The 17698-nt window shown below is 70.7% G+C and carries 17 protein-coding genes; 8 read left to right on the top strand and 9 right to left on the bottom strand.

What is annotated here, in order from left to right; translation table 11 throughout:
• Positions 1–108 precede the first annotated feature (108 nt).
• Both ACQP2T_RS27705 and ACQP2T_RS27700 read right to left on the bottom strand, forming a co-directional pair.
• Positions 109–1356: an isoprenylcysteine carboxylmethyltransferase family protein gene (locus tag ACQP2T_RS27705; RefSeq protein ID WP_433518967.1), complete on the bottom strand. Its 1248-nt coding sequence runs from the start codon at positions 1354–1356 to the stop codon at positions 109–111.
• Entirely contained in the window at positions 1353–2237 is an 885-nt protein-coding gene (locus tag ACQP2T_RS27700; protein WP_433518966.1) for a hypothetical protein, read from the bottom strand. The genes ACQP2T_RS27705 and ACQP2T_RS27700 overlap by 4 nt, the downstream gene beginning before the upstream one ends.
• Before the next feature lie 68 nt (positions 2238–2305).
• Between ACQP2T_RS27700 and ACQP2T_RS27695 the strand changes: the two genes are divergently transcribed.
• Positions 2306–2956, top strand: a complete 651-nt coding sequence (locus tag ACQP2T_RS27695; protein ID WP_433518965.1) for a TetR/AcrR family transcriptional regulator — start codon at positions 2306–2308, stop codon at positions 2954–2956.
• Positions 2957–3001: 45 nt separating this feature from the next.
• On the opposite strand, the gene ACQP2T_RS27690 is transcribed toward ACQP2T_RS27695, so the two are convergent.
• Positions 3002–3469 (bottom strand): cupin domain-containing protein, encoded by a 468-nt coding sequence (locus tag ACQP2T_RS27690; RefSeq protein ID WP_433518964.1) that lies wholly within the window; start codon positions 3467–3469, stop codon positions 3002–3004.
• Positions 3470–3605: 136 nt separating this feature from the next.
• Positions 3606–4781, bottom strand: a complete 1176-nt coding sequence (locus tag ACQP2T_RS27685) for an FAD-dependent oxidoreductase (protein ID WP_433518963.1) — start codon at positions 4779–4781, stop codon at positions 3606–3608.
• 101 nt (positions 4782–4882) lie between these two features.
• Between ACQP2T_RS27685 and ACQP2T_RS27680 the strand changes: the two genes are divergently transcribed.
• Positions 4883–5425, top strand: a complete 543-nt coding sequence (locus tag ACQP2T_RS27680; RefSeq protein WP_433518962.1) for a TetR/AcrR family transcriptional regulator C-terminal domain-containing protein — start codon at positions 4883–4885, stop codon at positions 5423–5425.
• Between the two features lie 140 nt (positions 5426–5565).
• Positions 5566–6036, top strand: coding sequence for a VOC family protein (locus ACQP2T_RS27675; protein WP_433518961.1), 471 nt, complete (start codon positions 5566–5568; stop codon positions 6034–6036).
• Here the strand turns inward: ACQP2T_RS27675 and ACQP2T_RS27670 are convergent.
• Entirely contained in the window at positions 6005–6721 is a 717-nt protein-coding gene (locus ACQP2T_RS27670; protein ID WP_433518960.1) for a TetR/AcrR family transcriptional regulator, read from the bottom strand. The two genes, ACQP2T_RS27675 and ACQP2T_RS27670, sit on opposite strands and share 32 nt — an antisense overlap.
• Positions 6722–6803: 82 nt before the next feature.
• Between ACQP2T_RS27670 and ACQP2T_RS27665 the strand changes: the two genes are divergently transcribed.
• Entirely contained in the window at positions 6804–7640 is an 837-nt protein-coding gene (locus tag ACQP2T_RS27665) for an NAD-dependent protein deacetylase (protein WP_433518959.1), read from the top strand.
• Positions 7641–7833: 193 nt separating this feature from the next.
• Positions 7834–8985 carry a cytochrome P450 family protein gene (locus ACQP2T_RS27660; protein ID WP_433518958.1) on the top strand — a complete coding sequence of 384 codons (1152 nt, stop codon included), beginning with the start codon at positions 7834–7836 and terminating at the stop codon, positions 8983–8985.
• Here ACQP2T_RS27660 and ACQP2T_RS27655 read toward each other — a convergent pair.
• Positions 8975–9388 carry an organic hydroperoxide resistance protein gene (locus ACQP2T_RS27655; RefSeq protein ID WP_357954004.1) on the bottom strand — a complete coding sequence of 138 codons (414 nt, stop codon included), beginning with the start codon at positions 9386–9388 and terminating at the stop codon, positions 8975–8977. The two genes, ACQP2T_RS27660 and ACQP2T_RS27655, sit on opposite strands and share 11 nt — an antisense overlap.
• Positions 9389–9467: 79 nt before the next feature.
• Here ACQP2T_RS27655 and ACQP2T_RS27650 point away from each other — a divergent pair, with 79 nt between their 5' ends.
• Both ACQP2T_RS27650 and ACQP2T_RS27645 read left to right on the top strand, forming a co-directional pair.
• Positions 9468–9899: a MarR family winged helix-turn-helix transcriptional regulator gene (locus tag ACQP2T_RS27650; protein ID WP_433518957.1), complete on the top strand. Its 432-nt coding sequence runs from the start codon at positions 9468–9470 to the stop codon at positions 9897–9899.
• 93 nt (positions 9900–9992) lie between these two features.
• Complete coding sequence (locus tag ACQP2T_RS27645; protein ID WP_433518956.1) at positions 9993–11219, top strand: MFS transporter; 1227 nt, start codon at positions 9993–9995, stop codon at positions 11217–11219.
• A gap of 64 nt (positions 11220–11283) precedes the next feature.
• Here ACQP2T_RS27645 and ACQP2T_RS27640 read toward each other — a convergent pair whose 3' ends face one another.
• Positions 11284–14643: a S8 family serine peptidase gene (locus ACQP2T_RS27640; protein WP_433518955.1), complete on the bottom strand. Its 3360-nt coding sequence runs from the start codon at positions 14641–14643 to the stop codon at positions 11284–11286.
• Between the two features lie 90 nt (positions 14644–14733).
• Here ACQP2T_RS27640 and ACQP2T_RS27635 point away from each other — a divergent pair, with 90 nt between their 5' ends.
• Positions 14734–15792, top strand: coding sequence for a TrmB family transcriptional regulator (locus tag ACQP2T_RS27635; RefSeq protein WP_433518954.1), 1059 nt, complete (start codon positions 14734–14736; stop codon positions 15790–15792).
• A gap of 14 nt (positions 15793–15806) precedes the next feature.
• Here the strand turns inward: ACQP2T_RS27635 and ACQP2T_RS27630 are convergent, their stop codons facing one another.
• Positions 15807–16976 carry an MFS transporter gene (locus ACQP2T_RS27630; RefSeq protein WP_433518953.1) on the bottom strand — a complete coding sequence of 390 codons (1170 nt, stop codon included), beginning with the start codon at positions 16974–16976 and terminating at the stop codon, positions 15807–15809.
• A gap of 75 nt (positions 16977–17051) precedes the next feature.
• Positions 17052–17630: a TetR/AcrR family transcriptional regulator gene (locus ACQP2T_RS27625; protein ID WP_433518952.1), complete on the bottom strand. Its 579-nt coding sequence runs from the start codon at positions 17628–17630 to the stop codon at positions 17052–17054.
• Positions 17631–17698: the final 68 nt, after the last annotated feature.

Raw genomic sequence — 17698 nt, 5'->3', positions numbered from 1 at the left:
GGTCACAGTTGTGCGCCAGTGGCCGCGCAGACGTGCTGCCGGTCCGACGCCTCGGGGCCGTGCAGCCTCAGGTTTCCGCGTGTCCGGTGGCCTGGGGCCGTGCGGGTCTCAGGTTTCCGCGTCTTCGGTGGCTCGGGGACGGGCGGGGCCCGCGCCGAAGGCGTCCGCGCACAATTGGGCGAACCACCCCACCCCCGGGAGCAGAAGCACCCAGCCGAGCAGCGCCCACCCCAGGTGGAGGTGCTGGGCCGCGTGGGCGAAGGCCGCCACCCCCTGGGCGCGCAGCCCGTCGGCACGTTCGTAGGTCATCCGCCGCAAACCCCCCGGATGCCTCTCCGCAGGCTGGATCCGCAGCGAGACGGGCCGTCGGCGGATGAACCACCGGCCGACAGCGTCGCATCGCCCGCAGGTCGCGGCCACGTGGAGGTCGGCGCGCGGCAGGCCGGGGTAGGGGCGGATGCGGGGCAGCCAGGCGCGTACCTGGTCCCGGTAGTCCGTCCACCCCTGGCCGTACCGCGACACGAGCTGGGTCCCCTCGTGCCAGGCGGCCAGCCCCGCGCCGTAGGCGACGCAGCTCACCGCGGCGGCGGCGAACCGCAGGTCGAGCACCGCGAGCAGCAGGTAGGCGCCCGCCATGGAGGACTGCATGGGATTGCGCAGATAGGCGTACGGACCGCTCGTGACGAGGCGTTTGGGCGGATCGTACGGCACCGGCGTCCCTCCCCCGGCGACGGCGAACTCGCGGACGGCGGCCAGCCCGAACAGCAGCGGCACCGCCACGACCTGCGCCAGCAGCCCGATCACCCACTCGGGCTGCCGCCATACGCCGGTCAGCGCGACGGGCAGGCCGAGCATGAGCCCGCCCACGAGGCTCACCTGGAACGACACGCGCCAGGTGAGCCGCCGGTCCGCGGCGGTCCAGCGGGCCAGCAGCAGTCCGGGCAGCAGGCAGAACGCGATCGCGGCGGCCTCCCCGTACAGCCACCCTTGCCCCAGCGTCACGACCGGCTCGGCCAGCGGCATCACCCCCAGATCCAGCCAGGCGAACCCCGCCAGGACCAGCGGCAGCGGGTACGCCCGCGCCACGCACGCGGGCAGCGCGCCCCACAGCAACGCCCAGCCCAGCAGTAGATCAACGGGTACGCCCGCCACCACGGCGCCTTCGGCGGCGAAGCGCCACCAGCCCGCGTACACGGCGACGGCGTTCACGACCGCGAGGCCGACCAGGTTCCAGGCCGTGGCCAGGATGATCGCGGCGAGGTCCCGCTCCCCCGGCCGCCGTACGGCCGCTGCGATCCAGACGGCGGCCATCGGGACGAAGAGCGCGACGCCCCGGATGAGCGTGGGATCGCTCATCCGGCGAACGTCTTGACCAGGTAGCCGGCCGCCTCGGACAGCGCGTAGCTCTGCAGCGGGCCGAAGTACCAGCCCGGATCGAAGGTACGGCGGTAGGCCAAGGTCACCGTCAGACGGCCGCTTCGCCAGTCGAACGTCGCCCGGCGCAGGTCCAGCCAGCGCGCGAGCGTGGTGTCCTCGACCACGGCGAACACCACCCGCCCCGGCATGCGCTCGCTCACTCGCAGGATCATGGACCGGGGCTCCAAGGGCGCGCCGATGCCCAGTGAGCGGCGCGGCGTGAAGATGATCTTCCGGGTGTCGCCGACGGCCAGCCCAGTACCTTCGGCCCGTAACGGCCGGGGGAAGCCGAGCGACAGGAACCGCGACTCCACGGGCCCGAACCGGGGTTCGGCGGCCAGCGTCCGCTCGACGTTCGCCGCCGTCGCCCCGGCGGTGACGCTCACCTCGTTGTCCCGGGGCAGCGAGACCGCCGTGCCCTCCAACGTGGCGGCGACGAGAAGCGGCGCGAGCAGGAGGTTCATCCGGCCCTTGCCCCGGTGGCGCCGGACTTCGTCGACGAGCAATGCGACCAGCAGGCCGACCAGGTAGAACAGCGGCGCGGCCATGACCAGGCAGACGATCCCCTCCCCGAGCAGCGGACCGGCCAGGGCCAGGGCCACGGTGATGGACGCCATGACCATGCCGATGGTGCTGCGCGGCCGGGCGGTGAGGGCGACGGTGACGGCGATCACCGCCGGGATGCCGACGTAGAACAGCGCCGTCTGCTCCAGATGCCCCTCGTGCAGGACCCTGTCGAGCAACATCGCCGCGAACAGCGCGACCAGCACTCCGGCCAGCGTCCACCGCGCCCTCATCTGCGGCTGGCGTTCAGGCTCCATCCGCCCCCCTTAACCAGTAGATTTAATCAGGCGATTAAACTGTACGATGAGGACGCGGGATTCTGTCAATGGGGGTGCGGGTGGCCGAGAAGCAACAGCAGGGCGCGGAGACCCGAGACCGGCTCATCGACGCCGCGGCCGAGACGATCCGGAGCCAGGGCTACGCCGGCACCAGCGCGCGAGCCATCGCCAAGGCGGCGGAGGTCAACTCGGCGCTGGTCTTCTACCATTTCGGCGGCGTCGACGCGCTGCTGCTCGCCGCGCTGGACCGCTCGTCAGAGCAGCGCATGGCCACCTACCGGCAGGCCGTGGAGCAGGCCAAGAACCTCGAGGAACTCGTCGAGACCGCGAGCGCCATCTACCGGGCCGATCTCGAAGGCGGCCATATCACGCTGTTCTCCGAGATGGTGGGCGCGAGCATCGCCCGGCCCGAGCTCCGCGCGGAGATCACCGCGCGCTCTGATCCCTGGATCGACTTCATCGAGCAGGCCCTGGAGCGGGTCATCGGCGGGTCGCCCCTGGCCAGGCTGCTGCCGCCGCGCGATCTCGCGTACGCGGCGATCACGTTCTACCTGGGCGTCAACCTCTTCACCCACCTCGACGCCGACCGCACCCGGACCGAGGCCATGTTCAACCTCGCCGAACGGGTCGCACCCCGCGCGCGGCTGCTCACCATGCGCCTGCCCGGCCGTCGTGGCAGTGACAAGCCGAAAAAATAGCTCACGTCGAGATGGGCAAGGTTCCTACGCCTGCGCCCAGTCGGGTCACTCCGGCAGTCTCATCTCCAGTCCGTAGCGCAGCCCGACCTGCGTCACGGCCTTGAGACTGGGCAACGGGTGGTCCGCCGGCGGGGCCTGCCGGGTCGGCGCCAGCTCCCCGATCTCGGCGAAGAACCCTTCGATGCCACCGGGCGCGTAGGTCACGAGAATGCGCGCGTCCGTAAGAGGCTCGAAGCGCTCCCACGTCCTGTCAGGGATGTAGAAGAACGAACCCGGGCCGCCTTCCACCACCTCGTCGTCGATGTAGACGCGGACCGTCCCCTCCAGGATGTAGAGCATCTCCGTTCCCGGATGCGTGTGCGGCGGGGGGCCCATTCCGGCCGGGACGGTCATCTCTATGACCGTCACGCCGCCACCCGTCTCGTCGCTCGCGGCCTTGATCTCGTACAGACCGCCGAGCACCCAGAACGCGTCGCCTTCCCCAGGCTTGCGAGCGATCACCTTGTCCGCCATATCATCCACCTCCGCTCCGTAATCACCACCTGACCAGGAGTGATCCAGAAAGGTCAATCGAACCCCGGACAAGAGTCTCCAGAGGTAGGTAAACAAGACGGCCGGCCCGCGTCCCCTGGGGCCGGGAGCGGACGGATCAGCGCGTCTCCTGCGGTCGCGGCGGGACGAACCTCTTCAGCGCCTCCTTGCCGAACTGGACCGCCGCGTTCCCGCGTTCGAGCAGATCGTCCTGGTACTCCCCAAGCGCCGAGATCAGGTCCCGCTCGCCTCGGTGGACCTCGGCCAGCCGGGCGCTCAGCCGTACGGCGTCCTGCATGGCGGTGTTCGCGCCGTTCCCACCGCTGGCCAGTGTCAGGTGCGCGGAGTCACCGAGCAGCGTGACCCGGCCCACCGGCCAGGGCGGCGTCGGCCGGTCATAGACCTTGGACCGGCCGACGGCGCTCATGTCGGCGGAGCGCACCAGATCCCGCAGGTCGGGATGCCAGCCCTCGAGGAGTTCCAGCACCAGCTCGCGCGCGTCCTCCCCGGCGGACCCCGGATCGGTGGCCGCCGGGTGCTCCGGCGGCACCAGCAGCACCCACCGTACGTAGCTGTCCCGGTGTGGCATCTCCAGCCCGGGGACGAGCTCGGCGGCGGCCGCGGACGGCTCCCTGTCGAACTGCATCCGGCCCAGCATCAGCGTGATCCCGGGGCCCTTCACCATGGTGCCGCGCCCCGGCACCAGCCGCAGGAAGCGGTCGGTGATCGTGGTGCGTCCCATCGCGCCGCACAGGTCCGCGTCGACCAGCCCGACCTCGGGCACCAGATGCCGCCGCACCACGGAGTTGCCGCCGTCGGCGCCGACCAGCACCGCGCCCGTGGCCTCCGTACCGTCGGCGAAGCGCGCGGTCACACTCCCGACGGCCCTCTCCACGACACCCGTCAGCCGTTTGCCGTGCGTGACCCGGTCGCCCAGGTCGCCGAGCAGGATCCGCCGCAACACCTGCCGGTCCACCGCCCTGCTCCCCTCCACCGGCCCCTCCAGGTCGCGGCTGAGGACCGTTAACTGCTCGTCGAACAGCAGCCCCGGCCCGGTCAGGCCCCCGCTGGTGGCCTCGACCAGCTCGTAGAGCCGCTGCGGCAGGCTCGCCCGCAGCGCGGTCAGCCCCGGCTCCGCCAGCCCGATCCGGTATCCCTGGAACCGCTCGCCGCTGCCGTCATCCGCCTCGTACACGCGCACGTCGAGGCCCGCTCGGACGAGCGCGTGGGCGAGCGTCAGCCCGCCGAGCCCCGCCCCGATCACCAGCACCCGTCCCACGCCTTGCTCGGTCATGACACCCTCCGTCTCCGACGCCGTTCCGACGTGAACAACGTTCACGTGTACATTGTTCACGTACGGAGGGCCGCATTGTCAACCACGTCTTGGAGGATTCGATGAGTGAGCGACGCGCCCAGGTGCTTCAGGCGGCGATCGAGCTGCTCGACGAGGTCGGCCTGGACGGTCTCACCATGCGGCTCCTGGCGAGCCGGCTCGGCGTGCGGGCAGGCGCGCTGTACCGGCATTACCCGAGCAAGCAGGCCCTGCTGGACGCCATGGTCGCGCACCTGGTCGTCCCGCCGGGCCAGGCCGTGCCGCCGCTCGACGGCCCCTGGGACGAGCGGCTGCGCCTGCTCGCGATCGGCACGCGGGAGCTCATGCTGGCCCACCGCGACGGGGCGCGCCTCATGTCCACCTTCCAGAACCCGGGCAGTGAGGCCGTCGCCTTCTACCACGACCTCATCGCCACCCTGACCACCGCGGGCGTCCCCGCCGACACGGCCGCCGCGGCCGTGGACACCGTCATGGCCTACGTCAACGGCTACACGACCGAGGAACAGGCCCGCGCTATCGGCACCCGGCCCAGAGAGCTCCGCGACCGCGCCTTCCGCGCCGGCCTCGAACTGATCATCGCCGGAACCAAGGCTTCCCTACCCTGATCTGCGAAGACACGATCGCTCGACATCGGGGAAAAATTCTCGCTCCGCCGTGTCGAATCGCCGTCGACGTGTTCGACGCGTTAGTGACAGGACAGCCCGGGACTCACCGTTCCGGACTCCCGTACTTGGAGGAGCGCATCATGCAGAAGATCACCACGTTCCTGTGGTTCGACAACCAGGCCGAAGAGGCGGCGGCTTTCTACACCTCGCTGTTCGAGGACTCGCGGATCCTGGAGGTCCAGCGCTACGGCGACGCAGGCCCGGGTCCGGCGGGGACGGCCATGACGGTGTCGTTCGAGCTGGCGGGCCAGCGGTTCGTCGCGCTGAACGGCGGCCCGCAGTTCACCTTCACCGAGGCGATCTCGCTGTACGTCGACTGCGCCTCGCAGGAGGAGGTCGACGAGCTGTGGGCCAAGCTCACCGACGGTGGCGAGGAATCGCAGTGCGGCTGGCTGAAGGACAGGTGGGGCCTGTCCTGGCAGATCGTCCCCAAGGTATTGCCCGAGCTGCTGAGCAACCCCGACCCGGCCAAGGCGCAGCAGGTCATGAAGGCCATGCTGGGCATGCGGAAGATCGACATCAATGCCCTGGAAGAGGCCGCCCGCCTCTGAGCTGGTCCAGGCCGAGCGGGGTGGCCGGTGGCAGGGGGTCGGCGCCTTCGGCGCGGAACGCCTGGAGCAGGAAGGCCACCAGCCGCCGGGACGCGGCCAGCGCCGCCTCGGGCGAGTCGGTCACGATGCCGCTGTTGGCCATGAGCAGGAGCGTGAGGTCGTCCTGGACGAAGTCGGCCCGCAGCCGCCCGGCCTCCTTGGCTCGCCGGGCCAGCTCGGCGAAACCCCGCTCGGCGCATTCGCGTTCGTGCTCGAAGGCGAGCGCGTCCGGGAACTTCGACAGGAACGCCGTGGTGAATCCCCGGTCGACGGCCTGCATGGCGCACACCTTCTCGATGACGCTGCGGAAGCCGCGCCAGGGGTCGGGGTCGGCGAGCGCGTCGTCGACCACCTTCGCGCACGCGTGGAGGTCGTCGGCGAACACCTCGACGACCAGCGACTCCTTCGTGGGAAAGCGGCGGTAGAGGGTCGCGATCCCGACGCCGGAGCGGCGGGCGATCTCGACCATCGGCACGTCCAGGCCGTGCGTGGCGAAGGTCTCGCGGGCGGCCTCGAGGATGCGGTTGCGGTTGTGCCGCGCGTCAGCACGCAACCCAGGTGCGTCGGCGCGCGGCGCAGGGGTTTCGGCGGGCTGCCCGGGTGCGTCGGCGGGCGCGTACGGCATCTGAGACGGCTCGGTGGACATGCCTCTCACTTTAGCCCAACCGGAGGGCCCTTTCCGGTTACCGGAATACGGCGCGGTGCGGCGAGTCGGGCACCATGGTGCTGTGACCGAAAGTGTGGGAACCCGCGGCAGCGCGCTCGACTCCCTGATCGAGCTGGTGGCCAGGGGTGGCGTGGTGGTGCTCAGCGGGGCAGGGCTGTCGACCGAATCGGGGATCCCGGACTACCGCGGACCCACAGGTCGCGCCCGGAAGGCCGAGCCCATGACGTACCAGCGCTTCGTCGGCAGCGCCGAGGCGCGGCGGCGATACTGGGCGCGCAGCCACGCCGGCTGGCGGCAGATCGGCCTGGCCGCGCCCAACGCCGGGCATCGCGCCGTGGCCGAGCTGGAACGGCGCGGGCTGATCGAGACCATCGTCACGCAGAACGTCGACGGCCTGCACCAGGCGGCCGGAGCGCGGCGGGTGATCGAGCTGCACGGCGGGCTCGACCGGGTCGTGTGCCTGTCCTGCCGCGAGCGGACCCGCCGCACCGAACTGGAGAGCCGCCTGCGATCGGCCAATCCCGGCTGGGCGGCCAGCGGGCAGATCAACCCCGACGGTGACAGCGTGCTCACCGACGATCAGGTCGAAGGGTTCCAGGTGGTGGACTGCGCGGCCTGTGGCGGACTGCTCAAGCCCGACGTGGTGTTCTTCGGCGAGAACGTGCCCAGGACCCGGGTGGATGAGTGCTTCGCGCTCGTCGCGGCGGCGCGGGCGCTGCTGGTTCTCGGGTCGTCGCTGACCGTACGGTCCGGCCTGCGATTCGTCAGCAAGGCCGCCGCGCTCGGCATCCCGATCGCCATCGTCAACCAGGGGCCGACCGGCGGAGACGCCCAAGCCGCACTCACCCTGGACGCACCCCTCGGCGTGACCCTGACTCACCTCAGCACCCGCCTCTGACACCGTCTGGTAAGAGTTGCGGGTCCTGCGGTGACGTCTAACTCGTCTTTTCTGGATCTTGCCCATCGCGGACAGTTGGGAGAACATTTCACTTTTTGGAGGCTTATCAGTGACTACCTCTCCGCTACAAATCCCGGTTCCCGGCGAGCGAGCGTCCAGCACGATCCACCGCTTTCGTGACAGGCACGGGCCAGTGGTCCCCATCGAGCTCCCGGGCAAGGTCAAAGCGTGGGCCGTGACCTCGTACGACATGGTGAACGAGGTCCTCTCCAACGACGACACGCTCTTCAGCAAGAACGCCCGGAACTGCCCCGCGCTGCACGACGGCACCATCCCTCCTGACTGGCCGCTGCGGCAGGTCATCGAGGGCGATCACCTGCTGACCAAGGACGGGGCGGACCACCGGCGGCTACGGGGCCTCATCAACCGGGCCTTCACCCCGGCACGCGTGCAGGGTCTCGCCGACCGCGTCCAGGAGATGACGGACGAACTCCTCGACCGGCTGCCCGACGACGGCGAGGCGGTGGATCTCGTCCGCCACTTCACCGAGCCGTTGCCGATCAATGTGATCTGCGAGCTGTTCGGCGTGCCCGAGGAGGAGCGCTACCAGATCCGCGAGTGGACGAATGTGCTCCTGTCCCACACCGCCACCCCGGAGGAAGCCGGCACGGCCGGGGCCGGGTTGCTCGCTTACCTGGCCACGTTCATCGCCCGCAAGCGCGGCGACATGGGGGACGATCTCACCTCCGGGCTCATCCGGGCACAGGAGGACGACGGGGACCGGCTGAACGACGACGAGATGGTGGGGATCCTGTGGCTGGTGCTGATCGCCGGCCACGAGACCACCGTGCACCTGCTCGCCAACACGGTCATCGCCTTGTGCGCGGACCGGGACCAGATCGCCCTGGCGAGTACGCGGGACGCCTGGGCGCAGGTGGTCGAGGAGGGGTTACGCAGCCGGAACTCGGTGATCAACGTCCTGTTCCGCTACCCGCTGAAGGACGTGCGCCTCGGCGAGGTGACGATCCCGGCCGGGGAGCCGATCATGGTCGCGATCGGCGGCACGGGGACGGATCCGGCCAGGTTCGGCGGGGACGCCGGGCGGTTCGACATCGAGCGCGGCCAGGAGACGCATCTGGCGTTCGGCCGCGGGCCGCACTTCTGCCTGGGCGCGCCGCTGGCCAGGCTCGAGACCCGCATCGCGCTGTCCTCGCTGTTCGGCAGGTACCCCGAGCTGCGCCTGGCGGTCGAGGAGGACCAGATCGTCTACACCCCGTCGTTCATCACCGAAGGACCGACGGTGCTGCCAGTGGTGCTCGGGCCCGCCAAGGAACCTATTCGATGACGAGGGTCACCGGGATGTTGCCACGGGTGGCGTTGGAGTACGGGCACACCTGATGCGTGGCCTCCACCAGGGCGCGGCCGGTCTCACCCTGCAGGTGGTCGGGAAGCTCGACGCGGAGCGCGACCTCCAGGGTGAAGCCGCCGTCGCCGTTGGGGGCCAGGCCCACTTCGGCGGTGACCGACGCCTGCTCCGCCTCCACCTTCATGCGCTTGGCCACCAGGGCGAGGGCGCTGGCGAAGCAGGCGGCGTAGCCCGCGGCGAAGAGCTGCTCGGGGTTGGTGCCGGCACCGGCCCCGCCCAGCTCCTTCGGCGGGGAGAGCGTGACGTCCAGGCGCCCGTCGGAGGAGACGGCGCGGCCCTCGCGGCCCGTCGCGGTGGCAATGGCGGTGTAGAGAGTGCTCATGATCGCTCCTAATCGATTGCGTACAACTTAATTGTGCACAATTTAGTTGCCTGCCGTCAACCCCGGGTATGCTGGGGTCATGAACGCGTTGCTGCTGGAGAACCAGGTGTGCTTCGCCGTGCACGCCGCGTCCCGCGCGCTCGACGGCTTCTACCGGCGCGAGCTGGCGGAGCTGGGGCTGACCTATCCGCAATATCTGGTGATGCTGGTGCTGTGGGAGCGGGAGCCGGTGACGGTCAAGGAGCTGGGGGTGGCGTTGCGGCTCGACTCCGGCACCCTGTCACCGCTGCTCAAGCGGCTGGAGGCGGCCGGGCTGGTCCAGCGGGAGCGCAGCGCCAGCGACGAGCGCTCCGTGGTGGTGCGGCTGACCGGCGCCGGCGCCGAGCTGCGGCAGTCGGCCCTGCGGGTGCCCGAGCACGTGCTGGGCGCCACCGGGCTGCGGATGAGCGAGCTGGCCGACCTGCAGCGTACGCTCGGCCGAATGACCCAATCCCTGACCGAAGCCACCTGAGGTAGCCTCTCCGGACGAATCGTCGAACAGCCCCGAGTACCACCGGCTGGTCTGTATGAAGAATGCGGAACGCCCGCATCACCGGAGGTCGCCTTGGGGAGTACGTACACGCTCGACGTCAGGAAGACCGCGACCCTCACCGTCGGCCTGCTCATGGGGGTCTGGGTCGTCGACTACATCGACCGGGTGATGATGGCGGTCGCGCTGCCGTTCATCGGGGCGGAGTTCGACCTCACCAAGACCGAGCAGGGCGCGCTGATCACCGTCTTCGCCCTGGTCTACCTGCTGTGCCAGATCCCCGGCGGGCTGCTGGCCGACCGGCTCGGGGCGCGCAGGCTGCTCCTCGTCTCGCTCACGCTGTGGTCGGCGTTCACCGCGCTGACCGGCCTGGCGTGGGGGCTGGTCGCGTTGCTGGTGATCCGGGCGCTGTTCGGCGTGGGGCAGGGGATCTTCCCCGGCGCGTCCTTCAAGGCGCTGTCCGAGCGGACCACGCCCGCCCGGAGGGCCACGGCGGCGGGCGCGATGCTGGCCGCCACCCAGCTGGGCGCGGGCCTGGCACCGCTGGTCGTGGCGCCGCTGCTGCTGGCGTTCGGGTGGCGGCCCACGTTCTGGGTGACAGCGGCCGCGGGCGTGGCGATCGGGCTGCTGCTGTGGGCGCTGCTCCCCCCGCCCCTGCCCGCCGAGCTGAACGGCTCCAGCGACCTGTCCCGCCCCGCTCCCCCGCCCGCGTCCGTGCTGCGGGCGCCGACGGTGTGGAAGTTCGCGGCGCTGTTCTGCGCGACCAACATGCTCGGGTACGGGATGATCACCTGGGTGCCCAGCTATCTGCTGGAGGCGCGCGGCGTCTCGCTGCTGAACACGGGCCTGTACGCGGCCATCCCCGGCCTGGTGATGACCGGGACGATCATCCTCGGCGGCTGGCTGTTCGACCGCTACTTCCACGACCGGGGCCGGCTCTTCGTCATCCCGCTGCTGCTCTGCACCGCCGTGCTGCTGGTGCTGATGCTGCGCGCGGAGACCGCGGCCGGGTTCACGCTGTTCCAGACGCTGGCGATGGCGGTGGCCGGGCTGTCGATGATGGGGATCCTCGGCATGCCGGTACGCGCGCTGCCGCCCGCGGTGATCGGCTCGGGGATGGGGGTGGTCAACGTCGGCGGGCAGGTGGCGGGCGTCCTGGCGCCGGTGCTGATGGGGTGGCTGGTCGATCATTACTCCTATACCGCCGCGTTCGGGCTGCTGATCGGCACCACGGTGCTGGGCGCGCTGATCGCGATGGTCGTACCTCAGCGGGTCGACCAGTTCCACCTGGAGCCCGCGTGACCAAGGCACGAACACGAAGACGCCCCGCCGCGCCGGTGCGGGCGGGGCGGGGCGTCCACGGGGGCTACTTGATCTTGTAGGCCCTGGTGATGGTCTCGGCGAAGCCGTTGCCTCCGGTGTCGACGGCCTTGACCCGCAGCGAGGCGAACTTGCCGCGCGCGCTGATCGGGTGCCAGGTCTCGGCGGCCCAGGTGCCCTGGGCCGACGGGTGCACCAGCGTGGGCAGCCAGGTGCGGCCGTCGTCGTAGGAGATCTCCACGGTGAGCGTACGCAGCTTCAGATCGGGCGAGCCCTTCTGACGCTGGACGCGCAGCGGGATGCGCGCGAGCCCGGCCGCGGCCCGGTTGCGATCGTCCAGCTCCGGCTTGATCGCGAGGGTCAGCAGCGGCAGCACCTGCCGCTTGCCCGGCTGAGGGGTCTTCGACCTGAATTTCCACTCGGCGCTGACCCGCGTGGACACCTGGGTCTGTGCCGGCACGCGGTCGGCCGTCATGGTCAGCCGATACTCGCTCTCCTTCGTCTCCGCGGGCGCGTCGACCGTGCCGGGCAGGTAGTCGGCGGCGTAGATCTCCTTGCCGTCCCGGTAGAGCCGGGCCTGCGGAGCGGTGTACTCGCCGTAGGAGATGCGATCGGGCGCGCCGTCCTCGAACAGGCCGGCCGCGAACTGCAGCGTGTTCCCCTCCCGCCAGGTGTAGTCGCCGCCGGGGTTGAGCGCGGCGGCGAAGACGCCGGTGTTCCACTGGTCGTCGGTCTTGCCGGCGCGGTAGACGACGGTCTTCCCGAAGAAGAACTGGTCGGTGTCGTTCCAGCCGTCCGGCGGCGTCCGGTACTGGATGAAGGAGGGATACCAGCCGGTGTCGCCGGGCGTGTAGTACTCGGTCCGGTGGAACGGGAGCGAGAACCGGGACACCTGGCCGTACGGCGTCCAGGCCAGCTCCGTCCCGTACAGCACGGGCAGGGCGAAGTGCTCGCCGAACTTGACGTCGTTCTGCGTGGCATAGGTGGAATTGACCTCGGCGAGGTCGCGGCGGCGCGGGCGGTAGCCGGGGTCGGCGGGGATCCGCGGCTCGGCCTTCATCAGGTGGTAGAAGTACGGGCTGTCGTCGTAGCCGCCGTCGCCCTTCGGCTTGGCCCACTGGGTCCACCGGTAGTACGCGAACTTCTTGCTCACCGTACGCGTCGTCGGGATGGCCTTGATGCCCTCGACGCGGTCCGCGCCCCACATGCCGGCCAGATCGACGTCCACGCCGAGGGGCTGCCCGCTGTCGATGAGCTGGAGCATGCCGAGCATGCCGACGGCCAGGCGCGCGGTCGGCTCCTCCGTACGCACGTCCACCGGCTTGGCCTTGCGGGCGTCGGCGGTGACCGTACGGTCGGCGTCAAGGGTGAACTCCGGATCGGAGGACATCACCAGAGTGCCGTCGTGGTCGAACATGAGGCCGACGACGGTGTAGCGGTGGCCCCTGTCCAGCCTGAGGTCCAGCGTGCCGCCGGAGATGTCGTAGTTGCGCTGCTCCTCGGTGTCGAGGTCGATCACCCCGGCGAAGGCGTTCTGGACGGGCTGCCCGTCCGTGCCGGTGTAGCGCAGCTTGAGCGCGCGCTTCTCCGGCGCGACCCGCATGCCGATGCCGGTGCGTACGGAGACGTCGGCGTTCGCGGCGATGACCGTACCGCTGAACAGGCCGGTCGGTCCCGCCGTGGCGGTCACCTTGACCTGGGCGGTGCCGTGCGCGGGCACCTCCAGCGTCGTGGCGCCGAGCTTGAACGGCGTCACCACCGCGCCCTTCTCGTCCTTGGCGACAACGTTCAGGTTCAGCCGGACGGCGTCGTCGCCGTCGTTGCGGTAGGTGAGCGTCTTCTCCTTGGGCGCGGGGCTGGGCAGCTCGATGTCGCCCATGCTCAGCGCGGCGGGCTCGGCGGTGACCTGCTGGGTGATGGCGCGGGCGACGTCGACGCGGCCGGAGCCCTGGACGTAGGCGCCCAGCTCGTCGCCGGGCGCGGTGGAGGCCATCAGCGCGGCCTTGATCTGGGCGGCCTTCCAGTCAGGGTGCTGCCCGGCGACGATCGCGGCCGCTCCGGCCACGTGCGGCGTCGCCATGGACGTACCGCTCAGTGCCGTGTAGGAGTCGTCGACCGGGGAGCCCGCGGAGGTGCCCGCGGCCCGCGCGGCGACGACGCTCACGCCCGGCGCGATCAGATCGGGCTTCACCGCGCCGTCGGACGCGCGCGGGCCCGTGCTGCTGAACTGCGCCACCGTGTCGTCGTCGCGGTAGGAGGCGCCGACCGACAGCGCGCTGTCGGCGGTGCTCGGCGAGCTGACGGTCTGCGGACCGGAGTTGCCCGAGGCGATGACGAACAGGGTGCCGTACTTGTCCGACAGGCTGTTGACGGCCTGCTCCACCGGGTCGTCGCCGGGAGTGTCGGCCTCCCCGAGACTGAGGTTGGCGACGCGGGCGCCGTTCTCGGCCGCCCAGGTCATGGCCTGGATGATCGCCGAGTCCGGGCAGTCCCCGCTCTGCAGGCAGACCTTGCCGATCAGCAGCTTGGCGCCGGGGGCGACGCCCTTGTACCGCCCGTCCGAGGCGGCGCCGGATCCGGCGATCGTGGAGGCGACGTGGGTGCCGTGGCCGTTGAGGTCGCGGACGTCGGGCTCGGAGGTGAAGTTCTCCGACTTGTCCACCAGCCCCTGGAGGTCGGGGTGGCCGGGGTCGTAACCGCTGTCGATCACCGCGACCTTGACGTCCTTGCCGGTCTGACCGGCCGCCCACGCCTTGGGCGCGCCGATGTGCGGCACGCTGACGTCGAGGGACAGCTTGGCCTTGCCGTCCAGCCAGACCTTCGCGGGCGCGGCCGCCGCCCTGGCCTGCTGCCCTGTCAGGGACTTCCAGAGCGTGCCGGCCGCGGCGTGGGGCTCGCTCTGGGCGATCCCATTGATCGCGGGCAGCGGGCGCCCGCCCGCGACGCGCAGTGTGGCGGCGGCGGTCTGGTCCGGGTACGTCACGATGAGCGGCAGCGCCGCGCTGGTGGCGTCGTCGTAGCCGAGGGCGGCGAGCCGGGTGACGTTGAACAGCCGGGGGTCCAGCCGGCCCGCGGCCAGCAGCGGCATCGCGTCGACGGGGATGATGCTGAGCCCGTCCTTGGACCGGCGGTGGATGAAGTCGATCTTCTCCCGGCCGGGGCCGGACTGGACGTCCAGCTGGGTCTGCTTGTCGGGGAGCGTACGGAGGACGACCTTGTCCCCGGTGAGGAGGGTGATGGTCTTGGGCGGGCCGGCCTTCGCGGCGGACTGGGCCGCGGTCGGGATGGCCGAAGGAGCGGGGGCCGGGGTGCCCGACGGAGCGGGCGTCGGTGCGGCCTGGGCCGGAGCGGCGGCCGCTATCAGGGCCGTGATCACGACACCCAGGAGCGCGGTTCTCTGAAGCACCTCCGCTTTCTAATTCTTTGTGACTTTTGATGACAAGGTGATTTAAGTGGCCTATTGCGGCAACTGCCGGAAGTGGCCAAGATCATGGGCATGCTTGAGGACAGCCGGGCGCTGGAGGTCGTGGGGATCAGCGCGTTCGATGAGCGGATCTACCGTGGGGTGCTGGCCTGCCCCGGCATCACGGTGCAGGAGCTGGTCATGCGGAGCGGGGAGGGCGCGGGACGCATCCAGGCGTCGCTGAGCAGGCTCCGCGCCAAGGGCCTGGTCAGCCGCCTGTGGGGGCGCTCGCCACGGTGGACGGTGACGAACCCCGGGACCGCGATCCGTGCCCTGGTGCGCGGCCTGCAGAGTGAGCTGGACCAGCTCACCGACACGGCCGACGAGCTGGAGGCGGCCTTCCGCACCGTCGGCCAGGACGCGGAGGAGGGCGGGCAGTTCGAGGTCCTCGCGGGTCCCGAGGAGCAGGCCCGCTGGTACGTCCGGCTGCAGCAGGAGGCCAAGGAGGAGGTCCTGACCTTCGACTGCCCCCCGTACGTGCTGGACTACCACAACCCCCTGCAGACCGACCTGCTGCGCAGCGGCGTCCGCTACCGGACCATCTACGTGCCGGAGGCGTTCGACCACGCGGGGGCGCTCGACGAGGTGGGCAGCCTGATCAAGGCCGGGGAGGAGGCGCGGGTCCTGCCCCGGCTGCCGTTCAAGATGGCGATCGTCGACCGGTGGCGGGCGGTCATGCCGATGCACATGGACCCGCCGCTGACCCGCGGCGTGCTGATCAGCGGCTCCACGATGGTGGTGGCCCTGGTGGAGCTGTTCGAGCGCCTGTGGCGGGAGGCGCTGCCGGTACGCCCTGAGCTATGGCAGGACACGCCCGCGACGCAGAAGCCCGCCGACGCGGCGGACCCCGCCTGTGGGGAGCGGGCCGAGGCGGAGCCCTCCGGCGGAGGGCCGGAGGCGGCGGAGCTCGGCCCCGAGGATCGGCGGCTCCTGGCGCTGCTCGCGGCCGGGCTCAAGGACGACGCCATCGCCCGCCAGCTCGGCACCAGCCCGCGCAGCCTGCGCCGCCGCCTGCGTCACCTGCTGGACCAGCTGAACGCCGAGACCCGCTTCCAGGCCGGCGCCCAGGCCAGCCGCCGCGACCTCGTCTGACCCGCGCCCGAAGGTCAGACCTGTTCGACGGCGCGGACCCCATCGCTCGACCGGTCCCGGAACCACGCGTAGCAGCTCACGACGATCCCGGCCACAGTGACGGCGGCGCCGACGAGATACAGCGACCGCAGCCCGAGCCCGCCGTCGATGACCCGGCCGCCGAGCCAGGCGGCGAAGGCCGCGGCCAGTTGGTAGGCGGAGGCGTTCACCGCCATGGCGAGCGTCGGTGCCGCGGACGCGGTGGTCAGGACCCGGGTCTGCATGCCGGGAATGACGGAGAAGCCCAGCGCGCCGATCACGAAGACCAGCACCGCGGTGATCGCCGTACCGCCGCTGACCGCCCACATCAGCACCAGCGTCGCCGCGAGGACGGCGAGCAGACTGAGCTGTGACGACATCAGCGCCCGGTCGGACAGCCAGCCGCCGGCGAAGTTGCCCACCGCGGCGCCGACGCCGTACACGAGCAGCAGCACGGCGATCGCGTCGGCGGCGAATCCGGTGACGCCGGTGAGCAGCGGCGCGAAATAGGTGAACACGATGAGCAGCCCCGCGTTGCCGACCGCCGTGACCGCGATGGCGCGTCGCACCTCACCGCCGCGCAACACCTGGAGCTCGGCCAGCGCGGAGGTGCCAGGTGTGGCGTTCCGGACATCCGGTACGAAGCGCAACACCAGCAGCAGCCCGAGCACGCAGCACACGGCGATGGTGACGAAGGTGGACCGCCACCCGAAGCCGTTGCCGATGAACGTGCCGATGGGCGCGCCGAGGATCATCGACAGGTTCATCCCGAAAACGAGCTTGGAGACGGTGGAGGCCTGCTTGCCCGGCGAGGCGGTCGACGCCGCGATGACGATCGCGTTGGCGAAGAAGGTGGAGGTCACCAGCGCGGTGATGATCCGGGCCGCGAAGAGCACGGCGTACGTCGGCGCGAGCGCCGAGGAGAGGTTCCCGACGATCACCACCGCGAGGAGGACGAGGATGAGCGGCCTGCGGTCGAAGCGCGCGGTGAGCGCCGTCAGCACCGGGCCGCCGATGATCATCCCGATGGCATAAGCCGTCACCAGCAGTCCGGCCGCCGGAATCGACACGGCCAGGTCATCGGCGATGTCCGGCAAGATCCCCGCGATCACGAACTCGCCGGTCGTGATGCCGAACACGCACAACATGAGGGATAGGACAGGCACGCGTTTCACCTCTAATAGTTGACTGATCAGTACAAAAAATGGGCAGCATGATACGAGGGCCGCCGACCGCAGCGCTTACAGAGCCGCGAGCGCCCCTTCCACGACGTCCAGCAGGGCGTTCCTGTCGTCGGTCACCTTCGCGAGCACGCGCAGGCCGTAGTACGCGCTCTGGAACGTCCGCGCCACCTGCAGCGGCGGCCGGTCGGCGGACAGTTCGCCCGTGCGCTGGCCGACCGCCACCAGGTGGCAGAGCTCCTGTTCCAGGTCGGTGAACTGCCGCCGCACCAGCGCCGCGACGTCACCGGTGCGCCCGCTCGGCTCGCTCGCGGCGTTCAGGGCCAGGCAGCCACGCCGGCCGGGGTCGGCCAGGTCGGCGTCGATGACGCCCAGCATCATCTCCCGCAGCCGCTCCCGCACCGATCCGGGTTCGGCCAGCATCGCCAGCTGGGCGGCGCCCTTGGTCTGCGCGTATCGGCGGACGGCCTCCTCGTACAGGCGATGCTTGCTGCCGAACGCGTTGTACAGGCTGCCGCGGCCGAGCCCGGTGCGCGCGCACAGGTCCTGGGTGGTGGCCGCCTCGTAGCCCTTCTCCCAGAACACCTCCATCGCGGCGTCCACTACGGCATGATCGTTGAACTCCCGGGGTCTGCCCATGGGCCGAAGCTAGCGGTTTCTGTACAGATCAGTCAAGAATCAGCGCGCAGGTGGTGTGAGCCGCTGCC

Origin of the sequence: Nonomuraea sp. CA-143628 (genome assembly GCF_050942315.1) — a bacterium.
Taxonomy (GTDB): domain Bacteria; phylum Actinomycetota; class Actinomycetes; order Streptosporangiales; family Streptosporangiaceae; genus Nonomuraea.
Note: the sequence above shows the minus strand (reverse complement) of the source record. Positions and strands in the feature narration are given on the sequence as shown.

Bases quoted from the DNA above. Each gene is read 5' to 3' on its own strand.
- ACQP2T_RS27650 (WP_433518957.1), top strand. From the start codon at position 9,468: ATGAACGCGTTGCTGCTGGAGAACCAGGTGTGCTTCGCCGTGCACGCC.
- ACQP2T_RS27705 (WP_433518967.1), bottom strand. From the start codon at position 1,356: ATGAGCGATCCCACGCTCATCCGGGGCGTCGCGCTCTTCGTCCCGATG.
- ACQP2T_RS27625 (WP_433518952.1), bottom strand. From the start codon at position 17,630: ATGGGCAGACCCCGGGAGTTCAACGATCATGCCGTAGTGGACGCCGCG.
- ACQP2T_RS27690 (WP_433518964.1), bottom strand. From the start codon at position 3,469: ATGGCGGACAAGGTGATCGCTCGCAAGCCTGGGGAAGGCGACGCGTTC.
- ACQP2T_RS27700 (WP_433518966.1), bottom strand. From the start codon at position 2,237: ATGGAGCCTGAACGCCAGCCGCAGATGAGGGCGCGGTGGACGCTGGCC.
- ACQP2T_RS27695 (WP_433518965.1), top strand. From the start codon at position 2,306: ATGGGGGTGCGGGTGGCCGAGAAGCAACAGCAGGGCGCGGAGACCCGA.
- ACQP2T_RS27680 (WP_433518962.1), top strand. From the start codon at position 4,883: ATGAGTGAGCGACGCGCCCAGGTGCTTCAGGCGGCGATCGAGCTGCTC.
- ACQP2T_RS27635 (WP_433518954.1), top strand. From the start codon at position 14,734: ATGCTTGAGGACAGCCGGGCGCTGGAGGTCGTGGGGATCAGCGCGTTC.
- ACQP2T_RS27670 (WP_433518960.1), bottom strand. From the start codon at position 6,721: ATGTCCACCGAGCCGTCTCAGATGCCGTACGCGCCCGCCGACGCACCC.
- ACQP2T_RS27685 (WP_433518963.1), bottom strand. From the start codon at position 4,781: ATGACCGAGCAAGGCGTGGGACGGGTGCTGGTGATCGGGGCGGGGCTC.
- ACQP2T_RS27655 (WP_357954004.1), bottom strand. From the start codon at position 9,388: ATGAGCACTCTCTACACCGCCATTGCCACCGCGACGGGCCGCGAGGGC.
- ACQP2T_RS27675 (WP_433518961.1), top strand. From the start codon at position 5,566: ATGCAGAAGATCACCACGTTCCTGTGGTTCGACAACCAGGCCGAAGAG.